This is a genomic window from Xanthomonas sp. 3058, assembly GCF_014199765.1.
In the GTDB taxonomy this organism is placed as follows: domain Bacteria; phylum Pseudomonadota; class Gammaproteobacteria; order Xanthomonadales; family Xanthomonadaceae; genus Xanthomonas; species Xanthomonas campestris_B.
Map to the genome: position 1 here is coordinate 70,220 of NZ_JACHOF010000012.1, position 18,792 is coordinate 89,011.

General features: G+C 63.4%; 11 protein-coding genes. 7 read left to right on the forward strand and 4 right to left on the reverse strand.

All coding sequences use genetic code 11. From position 1 onward, the window contains the following. Nucleotides 1-51: 51 nt before the first annotated feature. Together GGR61_RS14790 and mnmE are read left to right on the forward strand one after the other, a co-directional pair. Nucleotides 52-2,757 (forward strand): polysaccharide deacetylase family protein, encoded by a 2,706-nt coding sequence (locus GGR61_RS14790; protein ID WP_184622289.1) that lies wholly within the window; start codon nt 52-54, stop codon nt 2,755-2,757. 150 nt (nt 2,758-2,907) lie between these two features. Further along, on the forward strand, nt 2,908-4,251 hold the full coding sequence (mnmE, locus tag GGR61_RS14795; RefSeq protein ID WP_184622291.1) for a tRNA uridine-5-carboxymethylaminomethyl(34) synthesis GTPase MnmE: 1,344 nt from the start codon (nt 2,908-2,910) through the stop codon (nt 4,249-4,251). Between the two features lie 102 nt (nt 4,252-4,353). On the opposite strand, the gene GGR61_RS14800 is transcribed toward mnmE, so the two are convergent. Together GGR61_RS14800 and GGR61_RS14805 are read right to left on the reverse strand one after the other, a co-directional pair. Beyond that, nucleotides 4,354-7,341, reverse strand: coding sequence for a TonB-dependent receptor (locus GGR61_RS14800; protein ID WP_260287979.1), 2,988 nt, complete (start codon nt 7,339-7,341; stop codon nt 4,354-4,356). An 858-nt stretch (nt 7,342-8,199) separates the two neighbouring features. Beyond that, the gene (locus tag GGR61_RS14805; RefSeq protein WP_184622295.1) at nt 8,200-9,042 is read right to left on the reverse strand and encodes a phosphatase PAP2 family protein; all 843 of its coding nucleotides are present in this window, start codon (nt 9,040-9,042) and stop codon (nt 8,200-8,202) included. Between the two features lie 194 nt (nt 9,043-9,236). Here GGR61_RS14805 and GGR61_RS14810 point away from each other — a divergent pair, with 194 nt between their 5' ends. Both GGR61_RS14810 and GGR61_RS14815 read left to right on the forward strand, forming a co-directional pair. Then, nucleotides 9,237-11,543: a TonB-dependent receptor gene (locus GGR61_RS14810; protein ID WP_184622348.1), complete on the forward strand. Its 2,307-nt coding sequence runs from the start codon at nt 9,237-9,239 to the stop codon at nt 11,541-11,543. A gap of 249 nt (nt 11,544-11,792) precedes the next feature. Further along, on the forward strand, nt 11,793-12,887 hold the full coding sequence (locus GGR61_RS14815) for a glycerophosphodiester phosphodiesterase (RefSeq protein ID WP_184622297.1): 1,095 nt from the start codon (nt 11,793-11,795) through the stop codon (nt 12,885-12,887). Nucleotides 12,888-13,194: 307 nt separating this feature from the next. Here GGR61_RS14815 and GGR61_RS14820 read toward each other — a convergent pair whose 3' ends face one another. Together GGR61_RS14820 and GGR61_RS14825 are read right to left on the reverse strand one after the other, a co-directional pair. Continuing rightward, nucleotides 13,195-13,983: a rhomboid family intramembrane serine protease gene (locus GGR61_RS14820; RefSeq protein WP_184408277.1), complete on the reverse strand. Its 789-nt coding sequence runs from the start codon at nt 13,981-13,983 to the stop codon at nt 13,195-13,197. A gap of 439 nt (nt 13,984-14,422) precedes the next feature. Further along, entirely contained in the window at nt 14,423-15,379 is a 957-nt protein-coding gene (locus GGR61_RS14825) for a TerC family protein (RefSeq protein ID WP_055829329.1), read from the reverse strand. Nucleotides 15,380-15,643: 264 nt separating this feature from the next. Here GGR61_RS14825 and GGR61_RS14830 point away from each other — a divergent pair, with 264 nt between their 5' ends. From GGR61_RS14830 to GGR61_RS14840, 3 genes are all read left to right on the forward strand, one after another. Continuing rightward, nucleotides 15,644-16,810, forward strand: a complete 1,167-nt coding sequence (locus GGR61_RS14830) for a class I SAM-dependent rRNA methyltransferase (protein ID WP_184622299.1) — start codon at nt 15,644-15,646, stop codon at nt 16,808-16,810. A 45-nt stretch (nt 16,811-16,855) separates the two neighbouring features. Then, complete coding sequence (locus GGR61_RS14835) at nt 16,856-17,173, forward strand: hypothetical protein (RefSeq protein WP_184408275.1); 318 nt, start codon at nt 16,856-16,858, stop codon at nt 17,171-17,173. Nucleotides 17,174-17,447: 274 nt separating this feature from the next. Next, entirely contained in the window at nt 17,448-18,713 is a 1,266-nt protein-coding gene (locus tag GGR61_RS14840) for a dipeptidase (protein ID WP_184622301.1), read from the forward strand. Nucleotides 18,714-18,792: the final 79 nt, after the last annotated feature.

Consider the following 18,792-nt stretch of genomic DNA (forward strand, 5'->3'; position numbering starts at 1 on the left):
TTTCTGCATGCAAGCCTGTTTCCGTGTGTTGCCACCGCCAAGGACGCCGTCGTGAAGCCATTGCCGTTGCATCGCCTGTTGCTGTGCGCAAGCTGCGTGGGACTGCTGGCGCTGGCCGGCTGTGGCAAACGCGAAGCGGGCACCCCGGCACCTGCTTCGGCACCACCGGCGGGCGGCACAGCCAATGCAGCCGCGCAAACGGGCGATGCCGCCAAGGCGCGTGCGCTGATTGCACAGCTGCGCGAACAGCTGGATCGGCACCGCCGCATCATCGTGTTGCTGGCCGACGAGGACAAACAAAGCCCACGCGATCGCGCGACCTCCAGCAGCGTGGGGCAGCAGCTGTTCCATGAAAACCTGGAACAACGCGAACGCATTGCCGCTGCGTTTGAAACCGTGCTGAGCTCGCGCGAATCAGGCCGTTTTGCCGCGATCGCCACGGTATTGGATGAAGTGGAGTCGGCGCCCCATCTGTTCGATGCCGACCGCCTGGCGTTTCGCGAGGTGCTGCGCGAGCTGCACGCGCGCATCGGCAAGGATTCGGCGCTGCCGGCCGTGAAACTGCATCAACGTATTGGCGAGGATCTGGAGGCGCTGGATGAGATCGAGCGCAGCTACAACACCGAGCTGACGCAGATTTTCAGTCGCTTCGATCGCAGCCGCGCGATCGTGCCCAAGCGCGAAAAGTGGGACGACTACGTCGCCCATCTGCGTACGTTGTATACGCGCGAGAAAATCCTGCGCGACCACGGCGTGGTGGAGCCGTATCCGTTCTCCGCGCGCGATAGCGACGGCGAGGTGTTCGGCCGCGATCTACCGCCCAAGACGGTGGTGCTGACCTTCGACGACGGCCCGCACAAGGCCTATACCGAAGAGATCGTGGCGATCCTCAAGCGCTACGACGTGCCTGGCGTGTTCTTTGAAGTGGGGCGGAACCTCGGCAGCCTGGATGCCGATGGCAAACCCAAGCTGGCGCCGCTGTCCAAGATCAGCCATGCGCTGATGGAAGAAGGCTATGCGGTGGGCAATCACAGCCTGACCCATGCGCAGTTGTCCAGGACCACCGGCGATGCCTTGCGCAGCCAGGTGCTGGATACCGACACCTTGCTGCGTGCGGTGGACGACAAACGTGCGCCGTTGTTTCGGTTTCCGTATGGTGCGCGCAATGCCGAAGGCCTGCAGTTACTGGGCGAAGCCGGCTTGAAATCGATCATGTGGAACATCGATTCGCTGGACTGGGCCGACCCGGTGCCCGAGTCGATCGTGCAGCGCGTGCTCGACCAGGTGAACAAGGAACAGCGCGGCATCGTGCTGTTCCATGACATCCACGACCGCGCGGTGAAAGCCTTGCCGCAGATCCTGGACCGCTTGATCGCCGACGGCTACCAGTTCGCTGGCTGGAACGGCCGCGAGTTTTCGGTGGCGCGTGCCCCCAGCGCCGTGGCAGACGCGACAGTGACCACCGGCTATGCCAAGTCGTGGGCGATCGTGATCGGCATCGACGACTACGCACACTGGCCTAAGCTCGAATATGCGGCCAACGATGCGCAGGCGATCGCCAGCACCTTGACCGGGCCGCTGGGATTCCCGTCTTCGCAAGTGATCGTGTTGAAGAACAGCGAAGCCACGCGCAACAATATTCTCGCGGCCTTCCATGACCGGCTTGGGGAGGGGCGTGCGCAGAGCAACGACCGCGTATTCGTGTTCTTCGCCGGGCATGGCGCTACGCGTCGGCTCGCCTCCGGGCGCGACTTGGGTTACATCATTCCGGTCGACTCGGATCCGCAGCATCTGGCCAGCGATGCGATTGCGATGAGCGACCTGCAGAACATCGCCGAAAGCCTGCAGGCCAAGCACGTGTTGTTCGTGATGGATGCCTGCTACAGCGGGCTGGGGCTGACGCGTGGCGGACCGACCTCCAGTGCGTACCTGCGCGAGAACGCGCGACGTATCGCGCGCCAGATGCTCACCGCAGGTGGCGCCGATCAACAAGTGGCCGACAGCGGCCCGAACGGGCATTCCGTATTTACCTGGGTGTTGTTGCAGGCGCTGGCCGGCAAGGGCGATCTCAATGGCGATGGCTTGATCACCGGAACCGAATTGGCGGCCTATGTGGCGCCGGCAGTGTCGGCGGTGTCGGCGCAGACGCCGGCATTCGGCAGCCTGCCGGGGTCGCAAGGCGGCGAGTTCGTCTTCCAGGTGCCGAGCGGCGAAGAATTCCTGACCGCTGGCACTGCGCAGTTGTCTGCCGATGCGATCGCGCTCAACGGACGCGTGGATGCGTCGCGGCCTGCTGCAGCCACTACCGGCGCAGCGGTGGCGGCGGCGCCGGTCACGGTAAAGACCTTGCAAGGTGGCGAGGCCAAGCTGGTCTTGCCGACCGCAGTGAAGAGCAGCGACCGCCAACGTGCGCAACTGGCCAACGAGCGTGGCCTGCAGCTGTACAAGGAAAAACGCTATGCCGAGGCGGCCGAACAATTTGCCGAAGCCTTGAAGCTGCGACCGGATTTTGCACTGGCCGCGAACAATCTCGGGTTTGTGTATTACCGCCAGGAGCGCTTTGCCGAGTCGGCCCGCTGGCTGGAAAATACGTTGAAAATCGATCCTTCGCGGGCAGTGGCGTACCTCAATCTTGGCGATGCCTACGCCAAGGCGGGCGAGCGCGACAAGGCGCGCAAGGCGTATTCCACCTATCTGGAGCTGCAGCCGCAAGGCAGCGGTGCAGCGCAGGCGCGCGCGCAGCTGCAGGCGCTGTGAGGCATGCTGGCGAGCAGCCTTGGCATGGGCACTTTTCCAACAAAGGCGCGTGTCACCCAACGCTCAATCACCGGATATGCGCCTGAAGGCGATGCCGGGTCTTGATTGCCGTCACCGCTCCCAACTCCAGTCCACGCAAGAGTAGTACCCATGTCTTCTTCCACGCCCACCATCGTCGCCATTGCCAGTGCTGCCGGGATCGGCGGCGTTGGCATCGTGCGGCTGTCCGGACCGCAGGCGGTGCAGATCGCAGCTCAGCTGGGCATTGCGCCGTTGCAACCGCGGCATGCACACTACGCGCGCTTTCGCGATGCGCAGGGCGAGGTCATCGATGACGGCATCGCGCTATGGTTCAACGCGCCACGCAGCTTTACCGGCGAGGACGTGGTGGAGCTGCAGGGTCACGGCAGCCCGGTGGTGTTGCGGCAACTGGTTGCGCGCTGCATTGCACTGGGCGCACGCCAGGCACGTGCCGGCGAGTTCAGCGAACGGGCGTTTCTCAACGGCAAACTCGATCTGACCCAGGCCGAGGCGATTGCGGATCTGATCGCTGCCGGCGACGTGCGTGCGGCCCGTGCCGCGCGGCGCTCGCTGGACGGGGTGTTCTCGCGCCGTATCGATGCGGTGAGCGACAGCCTGACGCGCTTGCGCGTGCATGTGGAAGCGGCAATCGACTTTGCCGACGAACCGCTCGATACATTGGGCGGCAGGCAAGTGCGCGAAGGATTGCAGCACGCGCGCGCATTGCTGGCGCAGCTGCTGCGCGATGCAGAGCGCGGGCGCAAGTTGCGCGACGGGCTGCATGCGGTGTTGATCGGCCCACCCAACGCAGGCAAGAGTTCGTTGCTCAATGCACTGGCCGGCAGCGAGCGCGCCATCGTCACCGACGTGGCCGGCACCACGCGCGACACCTTGCATGAAGCGATCCTGCTCGATGGCTTCGAGTTGACTCTGGTCGATACCGCCGGCCTGCGCGATGGCGGCGATGCGATCGAACGCGAAGGCATGCGCCGCGCGCGCGCCGAACTGCAGCGCGCCGACCTGGCGCTGGTGGTACTCGACGCACGCGACTCGCAAGCCGCACGCGATGCCATCGGCGATGCCATCGACGCCGTACCGCGTCAGCTGTGGATTCATAACAAATGCGATCTGCTTGACAACAGCACGCCGCTGCTCGATACCAACGCAGTCGCGGTCTCGGCAACGACCGGTCAGGGATTGGAGCAGCTGCACACACGCCTGCGCGAACTGGCGCTAGGCGACGGCTTTGAAAGTGTGGACGGCGAGTTCTCCGCGCGCACACGACATGTGGATGCATTACGGCGTGCCGAGCAACATGCCGACGCGGCCGATCTGGAACTGGGCTTCGAACAACTCGAACTGGCCGCCGAAGAGCTGCGCCTGGCGCATGCAGCGCTGGGCGACATCACCGGCAAGCTGAGTGCCGATGAGTTGCTGGGCAAGATCTTTTCGAGTTTTTGTATCGGTAAGTGATGGGGCGCGGCACAACGTGCAGCGATTGATGAAGCATTCGCCTATAAAAAATCCGGCCTCTTACGAGACCGGATTTCGTATGTAAGACACCGATACTGCGACTTAGAAGTCGTAGCGAGCGGTCAACCGGAACGAACGAGGCGTCTGATAATTCTGATCGTTCAAATAGTTCGGACTGATCACGTCGCGAGACGCTTCACTGAACTCGTTGTACTCAGTGACCCGGTCGTTGTTGAACAGGTTGAACACGTCGAGCTTGATGCGCAGCTTGTTATCGGCCCAGTTTGGCATGTACACCGCAGCCAGGTCGAACGTCCAGGTCCAGGGTGTTCGACCTTCATCACCGCGCTGACGCAGCACACGTGTGCCTTCAGCATCCAAGCAATAGAAACTTGAACCACTGTAATTAGCCAGCGTTCCTTGGTCGGGCTGCGGAATGTCGTCCAGCGGGATATAACCTTGGCAATTGACCGGACGGCCGGACTGCAGAATCAGGTTGCCGCCAAGCTGCCATTCCGGTGTGAGCGCGTAAGCGCCGAACAGCTTGAGTGTGTGTTGGCGATCGTTTGGTGTGGGCCCGTAGGTGCCATCGGTGAAAAGACGGTGGTCGAAGTCCTGCGTCAGGCCGGGATCTTCCTGCTCCAATGTGGAATTGACGTAACCCTCGACATTGCCGCGTGTTCTGGAAAATGTATAGGAGCCCTGGAAATTGAATTTTTCCCCGGTGCGCTCCCAAAAGAACTCCAGTGCGGTGTGAATACGCCGATACTCGGGCAGGCCGAGATACGAGGCTGGCAGAGTTGCCAGTTCCACTTCACCATCGCCATTCAAGTCGACATTGATGGTGACGTCGCTACCCGGATTCAGAAAGTAGCAGCTCGGGACCGAACTCGGATCGAAGTCGGTAAAGCCATTGTCTGCGGCCCAGTCTATCCACGGATTGGTCGTGCAGGTATCGTCCATGCCCGATTTCACTTCGCGGCGGATCATGCGTGCACCCGCCATCCAGTTGTCCGTCAGCTGCAGTTGCCCGCCCAGAATCACCTCGTCCTGATACATGGGCGAAAGATTGGTGGATGCAACTGAAGCCGGGTTTGGCGCAACTAGCGAGCCGTTGGTCTGGGTTGCACCGATCTGCGCGCCCTGGCCGACCGGCGTGCCGTCTGCTTCACTCCAGCCGTTGACGAAGTACCAGTTGGAGACCGTGGATTCCGCACCCGTTGCACGGATGCTGGAGTTCGTGGCGACCGGAATGTAGTACCGACCTGCGGTTCCGAACAGTTTCAAGCTGGCATCGCCCAGCACATCCCACGAGAAGCCAAGCCGTGGGGCGAGCTTGTAGTCGGATTCAACCCACGCGATACCGTCACCGTTCTTGTTCTCGAACTTCTCGCCGCGCAGACCGAGCACGGCGAGGAAGTTTTCCGTCACTTGCCAATTGTCTTCGACGTAGAAGGCACTGTTGATGTTTTCATAGGTGGAGCTGCTGGTCTGATAGACACGGGAGCGTGCGTAAATCGCACCACGTGGTACCAACTGACCATTCACCGTCCGCCCAGGCTGGCCGGCAAAAGCGCCAGTGGCCACGGCACTGCCGGGAACCGTGTAATACGCCCAGTTGATTCCTCCGGCGTAGGTCTGACCGCGATGACTGGACTCGTACTTTTCCTGATCCACACCAAAGCGCACGCGGTGGTCGCCCAAAATCCACTCGCCATCAACGCGGAATGCCTTGCGGATGTCTTCGTCCGGCTCGGCATTGCGATCGGCGACCGTTGAGATCGTGCCAGGGTTACAGCCGATGTAGCGATCGACCACGCTGGTGGTCAGGCCGAAGCTGTAGGCCCACGGACACTCACTACCGGCCGGATCGGTCGGCAGGCGTGAGTCGATGAGATTGCTCAGATAGCCGTATTGCGCTGACAAGGTGAAGTTGTCAGTGAAATAGCCGGTGTATTTGAGGATGCCGACCTTGCCGCCGTTTTCCATCTCGTACTGTTCGATCGGCGCTTCGTGTCGACCGACGTTGTAACGGCTCTCGCCGTTTGCGTCTAGGTTGTATTCGTAAGTGCTGTACTTGGTCTTGGCCTGGTTGTAGATGCCGGTGAACTCCACCAGGTTACTATCGTTGATGTACCAGTCGAGTTTGATCAGACCTTGTGGCGTAGTGTCGCGCCGACGTTCGCTGTTGACCGATCTGAAAATATCGATCGTTTCGTTGCGGCCCTCGGCCATGGCGAAGAAGAACAATCTGTCCTTGATGATCGGACCGCTCGCATAAGCCGAATAGATGGTGCTGTCGAACTGGTTGTCGCTGCGATATTGGTAGAGCGGATCCGCAGCGTCCGGATCACGATCACGCACGTTCTTGCCCTTCGCAGCCCCCCAATCCGGAGCCCACTCGACGCTACCACCGTAGTGCCATTCGTTGGAGCCGGCCTTGGTGACGATGCTGACGATGCCGCCCAGCGAGCGGCCGTACTCGGCCCCATAGCCACCGGTCTTCACCTGCAGCTGCGCGATCCCCTGGAACGGCACATTGGCGAACGACAGGAATGTGCGCATGTTGGTGACGTCGAAGCCATTGATGTAATAGCCGTTCTCGGCCACCGAGGATCCACCGAACGATGCAAGATTGCCGTTACCGAGACCGTTGTCACCCAGGCCGCCATCGCCTCTGGTGGCACCAGGAGCCAGCAAGGCGACCGAGGAAACGTCGCTGGCTACCGGTAGCGAGATCATCTGCTCGGCCGTGAATACCGTGGTGGATTCCACTGAGGACACGTCGATGGGATTGAGCGCACGTGTCCCCACCACATTGATCCTGTCCAACTCGGTGGTCTGCTTCCCTAACAGCACCTGCGCGCCGCTGCCAACCTTGACCTCGACCTCCCGGGTCAGCCCGTTGGAGGTAATGATGTATTTGCCCGGGGGAAGTTGGCTGAAGGTGAATCTGCCATCCGCAGCGGCGGTGGCCGAGCGGCTCACGCCCGTTTGCGGGCTCTGGATGGCGATGGTGCTGCCAGGCTGCCCACTACCGAAAATGGAGCCCACCGCGCTCTGCGCCTGCACCCCACCGATGACACACATGCCTAGCGCCAGGCTCAACGCGCTGCGTTTGATGTTCCTGGATAACGAACTACGGACCCCTGGACGCGTCATTCCTCTCTCTCCTGATGAATTCGGTCGCGGACACTGCAGATGTGTGACTCGACTGCGAGCGCAGTCGAGGGGGAGCTCGGCTTCAGGGCGTGATCCCGACAACCTGAATAGATGTCACGTTGCTGAATCCTGTCTGAATATTAATCGAATATGTACGGAAATGTCATCATCTGGCAACTTTTGCCAAATTCAGTGCTTTTGGGCCGAGATTCGGACGCGCGGATGCTGTAAGGCAATGGAGTACCCAGCCGTCGTGCAGCGGCGCTAGAGCGGCGTCGATGAGCTGGGTTCCGGGCCGTCGAAGCGGTGCGAGGCCAGGGCCATGGCGTGCAGCGTTAGATGTTGCAGACAGGCATCGCGCCTGCTCGGGCAGTGCGTGGATGTCTAGCCTGTGTGAGCCGGTGGCGCGGGTCCACCGACGAGGGACGCAAGGCTGCTTCAGGACCACATGGGGGAGCGCGGTCTTGAATCAGTATCCAGGTCGATTGGAGTGCCAGCAGCAAAGTCCACGAGACTGCCCGGCCTGATGCCGGTCCTGCGTGGTTGCGTGGCTTGGCTGCTCGGATCCGCGCATCAGCGGCGCATCGATCAGCGCTAGATCGCTAGCGCGCCGGTTCCAGCGTGGCGGGTGCGCGAAGACGCTTTATGCGTGCTTGTCGCACGTGCATCGGCCGCATGGCGCTCGATGGTCGCTTGCCGATGATCTCGACAAGAACAACGGTGCCCAGACCGGTGCGCTCAGGCCGGCAGGGAGTTCCCTGCGCACAGGGCAAGCGTCGCCGCTGCCTACATCACACCCGGCAAAACGACCTGCAAGGCAGCTGTTTCCGCTGCGCATGCAGCCGGTGCAGCGGGCTTGGCCGTTGCGACCTCCCGCCGCGCGGCGGCAAGGTCTCTTTGAAACTCCGGGTTGTCGTGCAACGCGGCGACGGTGGCCGCGCCCATGATGCGGCCCTGCAGGACATCGCTTTGCCAGTGCACGTTGCAGACCATGCGGCTGTCGCCGAAGGCGCGGCCGCGCGCGAGTAGCGCGTTGCGCTGGGCGGGGGCGATTTCGGCCAGGATCAGTCCCCAGCTCCAGCCGATGGCGGTGTGGCCGGACGGGTAGGAGCCATTCTTGCGCAGGGCCGCATCGTCGGCCGGGGTGCACATCGGTTGCGCGTTGCGCATGAACGGACGCGGGCGTTGATAACGCGCCTTGGCGGCGCTGGTGCTGCTGCCTGCGTCGCGCATGCTGCGTTCGAGCAGGCGCAGCAGATGCGGTGTGCTGGTCTGGTCGATCTGCACGCCGAGCGCGCAGCTGAAGTGGCTGGCGGCATCGGGAAAGCTCAGCACCGCATCGCGCGCGGCCAGGTCCCAGCGTGGTGTGCCGCGCAACGCGAGCATGGCCTTGGCGATGGCTTCGTCGTTGGCGAGCGCGGTGCTGCCGTCCTGCGGCGGGGGCGGCACCAGCTGCAGGCTGTCGGGCAGCTGCTGCTTTTCCAGGTATCCATGCGCGTCAGTGGCAAGCACCGAGTCCGCCGGCTTTGCGGGTTGCCGCGCAGAGGCAAGGCCGCTGCCGGTCAACAAGGCAACAACAGCGACGCTTGCCAGCGTCTGTTGGCAGTGGCGAGCGATGCGGTGGGCCATGGACGATTCCTCGAAGCAGCACAACTGAAAGAGCGCGCAGATTACGACGTACAGATGACTTGTGCATGCCAGCACAACGCAGCTACAGCGCGGGATACGCAGCGACTGTCGCCGCACTGTCATGTCCTGGTCGCATCGACGCAAGACAGCTGTCGCACGCTTGCCGTCATCTTTTGACTCCTCCCATGCCGCTCATGCCCAAGACCCATCTGTTAAGTGCTGCCGTCCTCACCGCGCTTGTGCTGTCGCCGGCCGCGCATGCTGCCGATACGCCGGCCGACGTGTCCGCCGATACCGGCTCCACCGTGCAGCAACTCGATGCGGTGTCGGTGATCGGCCAGGGCGAAACGCGTCAGGTGCAGCGCATCACCCAGCAGGACATTCCGGTGCTGCCGCCAGGCACCAGCATCCAGAAGCTGCTCAACCGGATGCCGGGCGTCAACGTGCAATCCAACGATGCCTTCGGTGCCAACGAAGAGTCGCAGACGATCAGCCTGCGCGGCTTCAACGGCACGCGCCTGGGCTATACGCTCGACGGCCTGCCGTTGGGCGATAACGCCTACGGCAACTACAACGGCCTCAACATCAGCCGCGCATTGATCGCAGAAAACTTTGGCGGCGTGGAGCTGGCGTCGGGCATCGGTGCGTTGGGCACGGCGTCCACCAGCAACCTCGGCGGCACCATCCAGTACTACTCGGCCGACCCGTCCAGCGTGTTCGGCGGCCAGGTGTCGCAGACGCTGGGGTCCGATGCCAACCGTCGTACCTTCCTGCGCGTGGATACCGGCGACTACAACGGATTTTCTGCGTATCTGTCGGGCATCGAAGCCACTGCGGACATGTGGGCGCGTCCGGAATCGCCGACCACCACGCGCCAGTTCAATGCCAAGGGCGTGTACCAGTTCGACGGCGGCAAGCTGACTGCGTTCGCTGACACTTCGCGCACCTCGCAGGCCGACTATTCCTATCTGTCCAAGAGCGGCATGGCGCGCGGTCTGGGTTGGGACTGGAATCTGTATGCGCCGGACTGGAACCGTGCACTGGCGGCCGCGTACTGCGCGCCGGCCACACGCGATGCTGCACGTTGCGGCTTCAGCGGTGGCGTGGATAACGTGGACGATGCGTATTACCAGAGCCGCGCATTGCGCGACGACGATCTGTTCTACGTGGCTGGCGACTTCCAGCCCAACGATGCGATCAGCCTGCACACCCAGGTCTATCACCATGAAAACAAGGGTCAGGGCCACTGGTGGTCGCCGGGTCAGGCGTCCAACCCCGGTACGCCGCAGGCTCTGCCGATCTCGATCCGCAGCACCAATTACTGGATCAATCGCACCGGCGGCATCGCCTCGCTCGGTTGGGATCTGGGCCCGCACCACCTCGAAGCCGGGCTGTGGTACGAGCGCAATCACCACGATGTGGAGCGCAATTTCTACTGGATCGATGGGCCGGTCAGCGACGACAAATTTCTGCAGGATCCCGATCGCCGGCTGTTCTCGCAGAACTACATCATCACCACCCGGCAGTTCTACGTGCAGGGCAACTTCAAGTTCCTCGACGAGCGCCTGAGCCTGGATCTGGGCATCAAGAGCCCGAGTACCGAAATGACCGCGCGCGAGACCCCGGGCGTGGCGGTGGAAGCGCCGGTGGCGACCGGCTCGATCAAGGCCAGCGAATCGGCGTTGCCGCAGGTCGGCCTGGGCTATCGTCTGGCCGAAGGACAGGAAGTCTTTGCCTCGTATGCGGAAAACATCGCCGCCTTCCAGGGCGGCGGCGCCGGTGGCCCGTTGCTGGTGACGCAGGCTTCGTTCGATGCCAGCGTCGGTGCACTGGAGCCGGAAAAATCGCGCGCCATGGAAGCGGGTTACCGCTTCGTGCGCGATCGCTTCGAAGCGTCGCTGGTCGGTTACGACGTGACCTTCGACAACCGTCTGCTCTCGCTCAACCCGTGCGCGAGCATCCAGCAGGGCACCACGCCGGCCTGTACCACGCGCTTCTTCAACGTGGGTTCGGTGAGCAGCCGCGGCGGCGAACTGACCGTGATCTGGAAGCCGACCAGCTACCTGCAGTGGTACAACTCGGCTTCGATCAACCGCTCCACCTACGACGATAATTACGTGCAGAACGGGGTGACCATTCCCACCGCCGGCAAGACCACGGTGGATACGCCCAAGCGCATGTTCGCCAGCGAAATCGCGTTCAACTACGCCAACTGGAACGTCAACCTGCGCGGCAAGTACACCGGGCAGCGTTATTACACCTACACCAACGACCAGGGCTTTGGCGGTTACACCTCGTTCGATGCCGGCGCAGGGTACGACTTCGGCCAGGCCGGCGTGCTGCAGGGCCTCAAGCTCTCGCTCAACGTCACCAACCTCACCGACAAGCGCTACGCGTCCAACCTCACCGCGTTCGCCAACAGCGATCCGAATGGCCGTCAGCTGGCCTTCCACGCCAGTGCGCCGCGGCAGGTGTTTCTGACGCTGGATGCGAAGTTCTGAGGACGGGAATTGCGAATCGGGATTCGGGAATCGTAACAGCGGGTCTTGTTGCTGCTTATTGATTTCGGTGGCGATCGACGTGGATGGTTTTAGAGTAGCTGGCAAGACTTAGGGAGTGGTTGTCAGGCTAGTGCGGACGATGCGGAGAAAGCGGGATGTACACGTCGTACATCCCGCACCAACCATTGGCCGCGCTCGCCTGGCAGTTGTACCGTGGTGTTGATGGCTGCTTTTTCGTTGGAGAAAGGCATGATGCAGTTCCACCGTATCTGGCTGTTGGGAGCGATGATGGTCGGCATGAGCGGCCCGGTTTTGGCAGAAGCGCCGTTGGCGAAGACGGTGCAGATCTTTGCGCATCGTGGCGCCAGCGCATTGCGCCCGGAACATACATTGGCCTCCTACGCCAAGGCCATTGTCGATGGCGCCGATTTCGTCGAGCCGGATCTGGTGTCCACCAAGGATGGCGTGCTGGTGGCACGCCATGAGAACGAGATCGGTGGCACCACCGATGTGGCCAGCCACCCGGAGTTCGCATCGCGCAAGACCCGCAAGACCATCGACGGCCAGGCGCTGGACGGCTGGTTCACCGAAGATTTCAGCCTGGCCGAACTGAAGACGCTGCGCGCGCGCGAGCGTCTGCCGCAATTGCGTGGCACGCGCTGGGATGGGCAGTTTCAGATCGTGACCTTCGACGAGATCATCGATTTCGTCGCAGCCGAATCGGCCGCGACCGGGCGTACCATCGGGTTGATACCCGAGATCAAGCACCCGAGCTATTTCAGCGGCTTGAACCTGGCGATGGAAGACAAGGTGTTGGCGACGCTGCGCGCGCACACGTATACGCAGACCGCGCCAGTGGTGATCCAGTCGTTCGAGACCGGCAACCTGCGGTATCTGCGCGGCAAGATCGGACGCAGCAGCAACATCCGCCTGCTGCAGTTGCTGGCGGGCGCGCAATTCCCGCTACCCGATGCCGGTGTGGGCAACGCACCGCGTACCTATGGGCAGATGATCACGCCCGAGGGGCTGAAGCAGATCGCCAGCTATGCCGATGCGATCGGCCCGGATATCCGCGCCATCATTCCGTTGGATGCGCAGCAACACCTGGGCACACCGACCAGTCTGGTGCACGACGCACACGCGGCCGGCTTGCAGGTGCAGCCGTATACGTTCCGCCCGGAAAATTACTTTCTGGCCGTCAACAATCGCAGCGACGGCGCGCTCACCGAGCGCAACGAGGCCGGGGCGTTGGCTGAGCTCAAGGCCTATCTGGATACCGGTATCGATGCGTTCTTCGCCGATGATCCGGGCTTGGCGCGGCGTGCGTTGAACCAGCGCAAGTAAGGTTGCTGCTGGCCGCGACAGGGCAGGAGGGGCGTCGGGGATGCTGCGTCAGTCGTCTCCCCGTCGCCGCATGCCGCTGCGAGTCTGCATCTCCGCGCCGTGTCGCGATCGCTACCGATACCCATAGCGGAAGAGTGCCTTGGTCATCGCGCCTGTCGTTCTTGACCATCGCTCCCCATCAACAGGCAGGGCAGCGTGCCTGTACGCGATGAGGTGTTCTGGCAAAGCCCATCGCATGCAGACAGGCTGGTGTGTAAGGCGGGGGCGACGACGTCCAGTGTTTTGATACTCGCCTGAAGCGAGGACGCTAGCTGCCAGGTGGTCGTTCGCGCGGCGGGAACTGCAGCACCACGCTCTGTGAGCCGTCTTGCTGGCGTTGCCACAGCACCGGCACCTGGCGTGGCGGCGGTGGTTCCAGCACGTCGTGCTCTGCGTTGCTGATTTCCCAGGCGGCGTCTTCGTCCTCGTCCTCCCAGCTGTAGCGCGGCTTGGCCTGTTGCGGGTCGCGCCTGCGTAGCAGCAGCGCCGCGATCAGGCCTGCCACCGCGCCGCCCAGATGCGATTGCCAGGACACCCCGGCTTCGTGCGGCAGGATGGTCAGCAACATGCCACCGTAGAACAGGAAGGCGATCATGCTGGTGGCGATCGCCGGGCGGTCGCGGCGCAGCAGGCCCAGCACGAACACCAGAAACATCAGGCCGTGGGTGACGCCGCTGGCGCCCAGGTGGCGACTGCCGGGTTCGCCCAGCAGCCAGGCGCCCAGGCCCGAGCCCAGCCATAACAGCGGCAGCGCCATGGCGGTGGCGCGCGGATACACGCTGCCGGCCAGCGTGCCCAGGATCAGCAAGGCGGCCGCATTGGCGCCCAGGTGTGCGAGCGAGCCATGCAGCAGCGGTGCGGTGAGGATGCCGAGCAGGCCGTCGGCCTGCAGCGGTGCCACGGCCCAGGCGCGCCAGTCGAACATGCCCTGGGCGGTGAACACCGCCACCAGCAGCAGCACGGCGGCCAGGCTGAAGTTGAAGGCACGCAAGACCCGGGAACGGTCCAGGCGGTCTTGGGGGGTGGCGTCGGCGGCGGCAACGGGATGCGAGGTCATACCTTCACGGATGGCGTCACCCGGGTTTTTTTACAAGCCTACCCGGCGCGGGATAAGCAGGCCCGGCGACGGGATAATCCACTCCCGGCGCCGGTCGTTGGCGGATCGGCCTGCGCTTTATCACGGACGATCTGCGGGCAAGGACCAGTCGAGCTGGTCGGTGTGCATGTTTTCAACAAAGCCACCTACAAACTGTCTGGTGCGGTGTCCTCGCCGCTTGCGGGACCGTGTGGCGGCATGGATGCCGCCACCGAGCCTCCACGGACGGATTCACGGCGTGTCCCGCGAGCGGTGAGGGCACCGCGCCCTCGACTCACCTAGCTTTTGATTGTTGATCTGTCGCTTGGCTGCAAGGACCTATCTAGATGGTCGGTGCGCATGGTTGGAGCAGTGCATGCGGCGCGGCCGTCCCAAATCCCGAATCCCGAATCTCAGCCCGTCAGTGACGGGCCGGCTTGGGCGGACGCAGCAGGCTCAGCACGATGGTGAAGATCAGGATCAGCACCACCGCCGCCAGCGACACCAGCACCGGGATCTTGTACAGATCGATGATCATCATCTTGGTGCCGATGAACACCAGGATCACCGCCAGGCCGTACGGCAGCAGGTGGAAGCGGTCGGCCATGCCGGCCAGCAGGAAGAACATCGCACGCAGGCCCAGCACCGCGAACACGTTGGAGGTCAGCACGATGAACGGGTCGGTGGTGATGGCGAAGATGGCCGGAATGCTGTCCACCGCAAAGATCACGTCGATCACCGCAATCAGGATCAACACCACGAACAGCGGCGTGAACCAGCGCTTGCCGTCCTTGATCACGCTGAGCAGGTTGCCGTCGTACTGCGGGCTGAGCCGCAGATGGCCGCGCATCCAGCGCAGCACCGGGTTGGCTTCCAGATCCGGCTCCTTGCCTGCGGAAAACCACATCTTGATGCCGGTCAGCAGCAGGAATGCGCCGAATACGTACAGCAGCCAATGGAACTTGGTGAGCAGCACCGAGCCGGCAAAGATCATGATCGCGCGCAGCACGATCGCGCCCAGCACGCCGATGATCAGCACGCGCTGGCGCTGTTCCTCGGGCACGCCGAAGTAGGTCATCACCATCAGGAACACGAAGATGTTGTCGACCGCCAGCGATTTCTCGACCAGGTAGCCGGTCAAGAACTCCAGCCCGATGCGATTGGCCACCGCCTCGCCGGCACTGCTCTGCAGGTACCACCACAGGCCCGCGTTGAAGGCCAGCGCCAGCAGTACCCAGCCGATGCTCCACCAGGTGGCTTCCTTGAAGGTCACCTTGTGCGCGCCGCCGTGGCGCATCAGCACCAGATCGACCATCAGCGCCACGATCACCACGATCGCGAAGCCGCCCCATAACCAGACATTGCCAATGGTTTGCATAAAAGAATCCCGAAAAGTGAAACGGCCTGGACAGCCGGTTGGGCTGAGGCCTTGTGACACGGAAATCGTGGATTCCGGGTGACGGACCTTCGCCTGCGCGGCGAAGGTCTCGCTCGCAACCGGTGTGGACCGGTTGCCGTTGCACCGGAGCGCCTGATGACAGGGCTCGTAATGACGGCGACAACGCTGGGAGCTACTCCCCTTCTGGGTCCGATTCTGCGTGCCCGGGGCAGGCACGTCAATCCAGCCGGATACAATGGGCCGATGAATACTCCAGTCCCCGTCGTCCGACTCAAGAATGCCTGGCGCTCCAGCCACCCGTGGATCTTCCAGAAGCTGGTGGAAAAGCCCGCCGCCAAGCCTAAACCCGGCACCATCGTCGATGTGGTCGGCGTGGACGGGGAATGGATCGGCCGCGGCTTCTACAACGGCCATTCGCGTATCGCCGTGCGCATCCTGGAGACCGACCAGTCGATGCCGGTGGATGCGGGCTGGTTCTCGCGCAAGATCGCCGCCGCGGTGAGCCTGCGCCGCGACTGGCTCAAGCTCGACGCGGTGTCCGATGCCTGGCGCGTGGTGCACAGCGAAGGCGATGGTCTGTCCGGCCTGGTGGTGGACCGCTACGGCGACCTGGTGGTGGTGGAGTTCTTCGCCGCCGGCATGTTCCGCCATCGCGAATGGATCTACGACGCGCTGCGCGAGCAGTTCCCCGGTTGCCGCTTCCACAGCTTTGCCGACGAACACGTGCAAAAGCAGGAAAGCTTCGACTTCCACGGCAACACCACCACCGAAGCGGCGGTGATCAGCGAGCACGGCATCAAGTTCCGCGCCGACCCGGCCGGTGCGCACAAGACCGGCTTCTTCGCCGACCAGCGCGACAACCGCCAGTGGCTGAGCGAGCAGGTCGAAGGCAAGAGCGTGCTGGACCTGTGCTGCAATACCGGCGGCTTCGCGGTGTATGCGGCCGCACGCGGTGCGTCCGAGGTGCTGGGCGTGGACATCGACGAGGACGTGATCGCCATCGCCAAGGGCAACGCCAAGCTCAACAACGTGCGGCCGAAGTTCGTGCAGGCCGACATCTTTCCGTGGCTGCGCGATGCGGCCAACCGCGGCGAGCAGTTCGATGTGGTGATCCTGGACCCGGCCAAGATGACCCGCGACCGCGAGCAGGTGATCCCGGCGCTGAAGAAGTACCTGGACATGAATAAATTGGCGCTGGGCGTGGTCAAGCCGGGCGGCCTGTTCGCCACCTTCTCGTGCACCGGGCTGGTGGCCGAGCAGGAGTTTCTGGACATGCTGCGGCGCGCTTCGTATTTCTCCGGGCGCACCATCCAGATCCTCAAGGTGGCCGGTGCCGGCCCGGACCATCCGTTCATGGCGCACGTGCAGGAATCGCGCTATTTGAAGGCGGTGTTCTGCCGCGTCGTCTAAGCGGACAGCAACCAGCGGCGACCAACCCGTGGAGCGGACCAGGCGATGACACCGGACGATGACGAACGCAAGGCGCTGACCCGGTTGCTGCGGCAGGTCGAGCGGCCCAATGCCAGTCTGCTGGCCAGCAACTGGCCAGTGTTCGGCGTGTGGCTGCTGTTTTCCGGTGCCTTCATGTATCTGTTCCAGACCGGCGACGGCTCGCCGTTGCATCCGTTGATGCTGGCGCTGGGCTCGACGTGTCTGGGCGTATTCGGGGCGTGGATCGTGTTCCGCTCGGTGTGGGCGCGGCAGTGGCCGCATATCCGCGAGCACATCGACGTGGAGAGCGTGCGCGCGCGATTGGCCGAACTCGACGATTGAGATGCAGGACGCGTGGGCTTGCAGGTGTGCTGCGGGTTGCACACCCATCCACGCGTTGTGGACTCACCGGTCCGTTGGTGGTGCGGTGAGTCCCGACTCGGCTTGATGCGGGGCAGTTAGCGAATTCGGGATGGCGCCGCCTGGCGAGTGCACGTGCGCGCCGGTGCGTGGTGGCGCTGCAACGCGGCCGGCCGCGCACTTGGCCGGCATCGACCTGCATCGACCGATGCGGGCGCGGCTATGATCCAGGCACCCCCACCTTCTGCGAGCTGCCATGACCCTGCGCCGCCTGTGCACCGCCATCGCGCTGAGTCTGGCCGTGGCCGCACCCAGCCACGCGCTGGAATTTTCCAAGGCCGAACTGGCGCGCGCCACCGCCTTGCAACAGCGGTTGGTCACGCTGGATTCGCACCTGGACACGCCGGCCAATCTGGAGCGCCCCGACTTCGATGTGTTGCAGGCGCATGCCGGCAACCGGCTGTCGCAGGTGGACTATCCGCGCATGGTCGAAGGCGCGCTCGATGGCGGCTTCTGGGCGGTCTATACCGGGCAGGGCAATCGCAGCGCGGCCGCGCATCTGGACGACCGCGACGCCGGGCTGCAGCGCTTGCTGAAGATCCACACGTTGCTGGCCGCGCAACCGCAGCGGTTTGCCTTCGCCACCACGCCTGCCGATGCCGCGCGCATCAAGGCCGATGGCAAGCGCGTGGTGTACATCAGCATGGAAAACGCCAGCCCGCTGGTGGCCGACCCCACGCTGCTGCGCTTTTACTACGCGCAAGGCCTGCGCCTGATGAGCACCGTGCACTTTCTCAACAACGAGTTCGCCGACTCGGCCACCGACCCCAAGGGACCGGAGTGGAAGGGCCTGAGTCCGGCCGGCCGGCAACTGGTGCAGCAGGCGCAGGCGCTGGGCATCGTGATCGATCAATCGCACGCCTCTGATGCGGTGTTCGACCAGTTGATCGCGCTGTCGCCGGTGCCGATCGTGCTCTCACACAGCGGCGCGCGCGCGGTCTTCGATCATCCGCGCAATATCGACGACGCGCGCTTGAAGGTGCTGGCCCAGCATGGCGGGGTGATCCAGGTGAATTCCTACGGCGGCTATCTGGTCGACAGCGGCGCCAGCCCCGAGCGCAAGGCCGCCGAAAAGGCGTTGACCGAGCAATACGGCGGCTGGGAGCACATCAAGATCGCCGATGGCACCCGCCTGAGCGCAGCGCTCAAGGAACTGGATGCGCGTTATCCGGTCAAGCGCGCGACCGAAGAGGATTTCTTCGCCCATCTGGAGCACGTGCTGGCCGTGGCCGGACCCGAGCACGTCGGCATCGGCATGGACTGGGATGGCGGCGGTGGCGTGGTCGGCCTGGAAGATGTCTCGGACCTGCCGCGCATCACTGCCTGGCTGCTGCGCAAGGGCTACACCGAACAGCAGATCGCCGGCATCTGGGGCGGCAATCTGCTACGGGTGATGGGCCAGGCGCAGGACTATGCGGCAGGGAATCGCACCTCGGGATCAGGGGAGGCGTCCAGGCGCTAGGGCCGGGAGTCGGGATTGGGGAATTGGGAGTGGAAGGGCGGTCATCGCGCTGGGTCGGCGCTGGCCGCATGGAGACGGT

Bases quoted from the DNA above. Each gene is read 5' to 3' on its own strand.
- GGR61_RS14805 (WP_184622295.1), bottom strand. From the start codon at position 9,042: ATGGCCCACCGCATCGCTCGCCACTGCCAACAGACGCTGGCAAGCGTC.
- mnmE (WP_184622291.1), top strand. From the start codon at position 2,908: ATGTCTTCTTCCACGCCCACCATCGTCGCCATTGCCAGTGCTGCCGGG.
- GGR61_RS14800 (WP_260287979.1), bottom strand. From the start codon at position 7,341: ATGTGTGTCATCGGTGGGGTGCAGGCGCAGAGCGCGGTGGGCTCCATT.
- GGR61_RS14825 (WP_055829329.1), bottom strand. From the start codon at position 15,379: ATGCAAACCATTGGCAATGTCTGGTTATGGGGCGGCTTCGCGATCGTG.
- GGR61_RS14840 (WP_184622301.1), top strand. From the start codon at position 17,448: ATGACCCTGCGCCGCCTGTGCACCGCCATCGCGCTGAGTCTGGCCGTG.
- GGR61_RS14830 (WP_184622299.1), top strand. From the start codon at position 15,644: ATGAATACTCCAGTCCCCGTCGTCCGACTCAAGAATGCCTGGCGCTCC.
- GGR61_RS14810 (WP_184622348.1), top strand. From the start codon at position 9,237: ATGCCCAAGACCCATCTGTTAAGTGCTGCCGTCCTCACCGCGCTTGTG.
- GGR61_RS14815 (WP_184622297.1), top strand. From the start codon at position 11,793: ATGATGCAGTTCCACCGTATCTGGCTGTTGGGAGCGATGATGGTCGGC.
- GGR61_RS14820 (WP_184408277.1), bottom strand. From the start codon at position 13,983: ATGACCTCGCATCCCGTTGCCGCCGCCGACGCCACCCCCCAAGACCGC.
- GGR61_RS14835 (WP_184408275.1), top strand. From the start codon at position 16,856: ATGACACCGGACGATGACGAACGCAAGGCGCTGACCCGGTTGCTGCGG.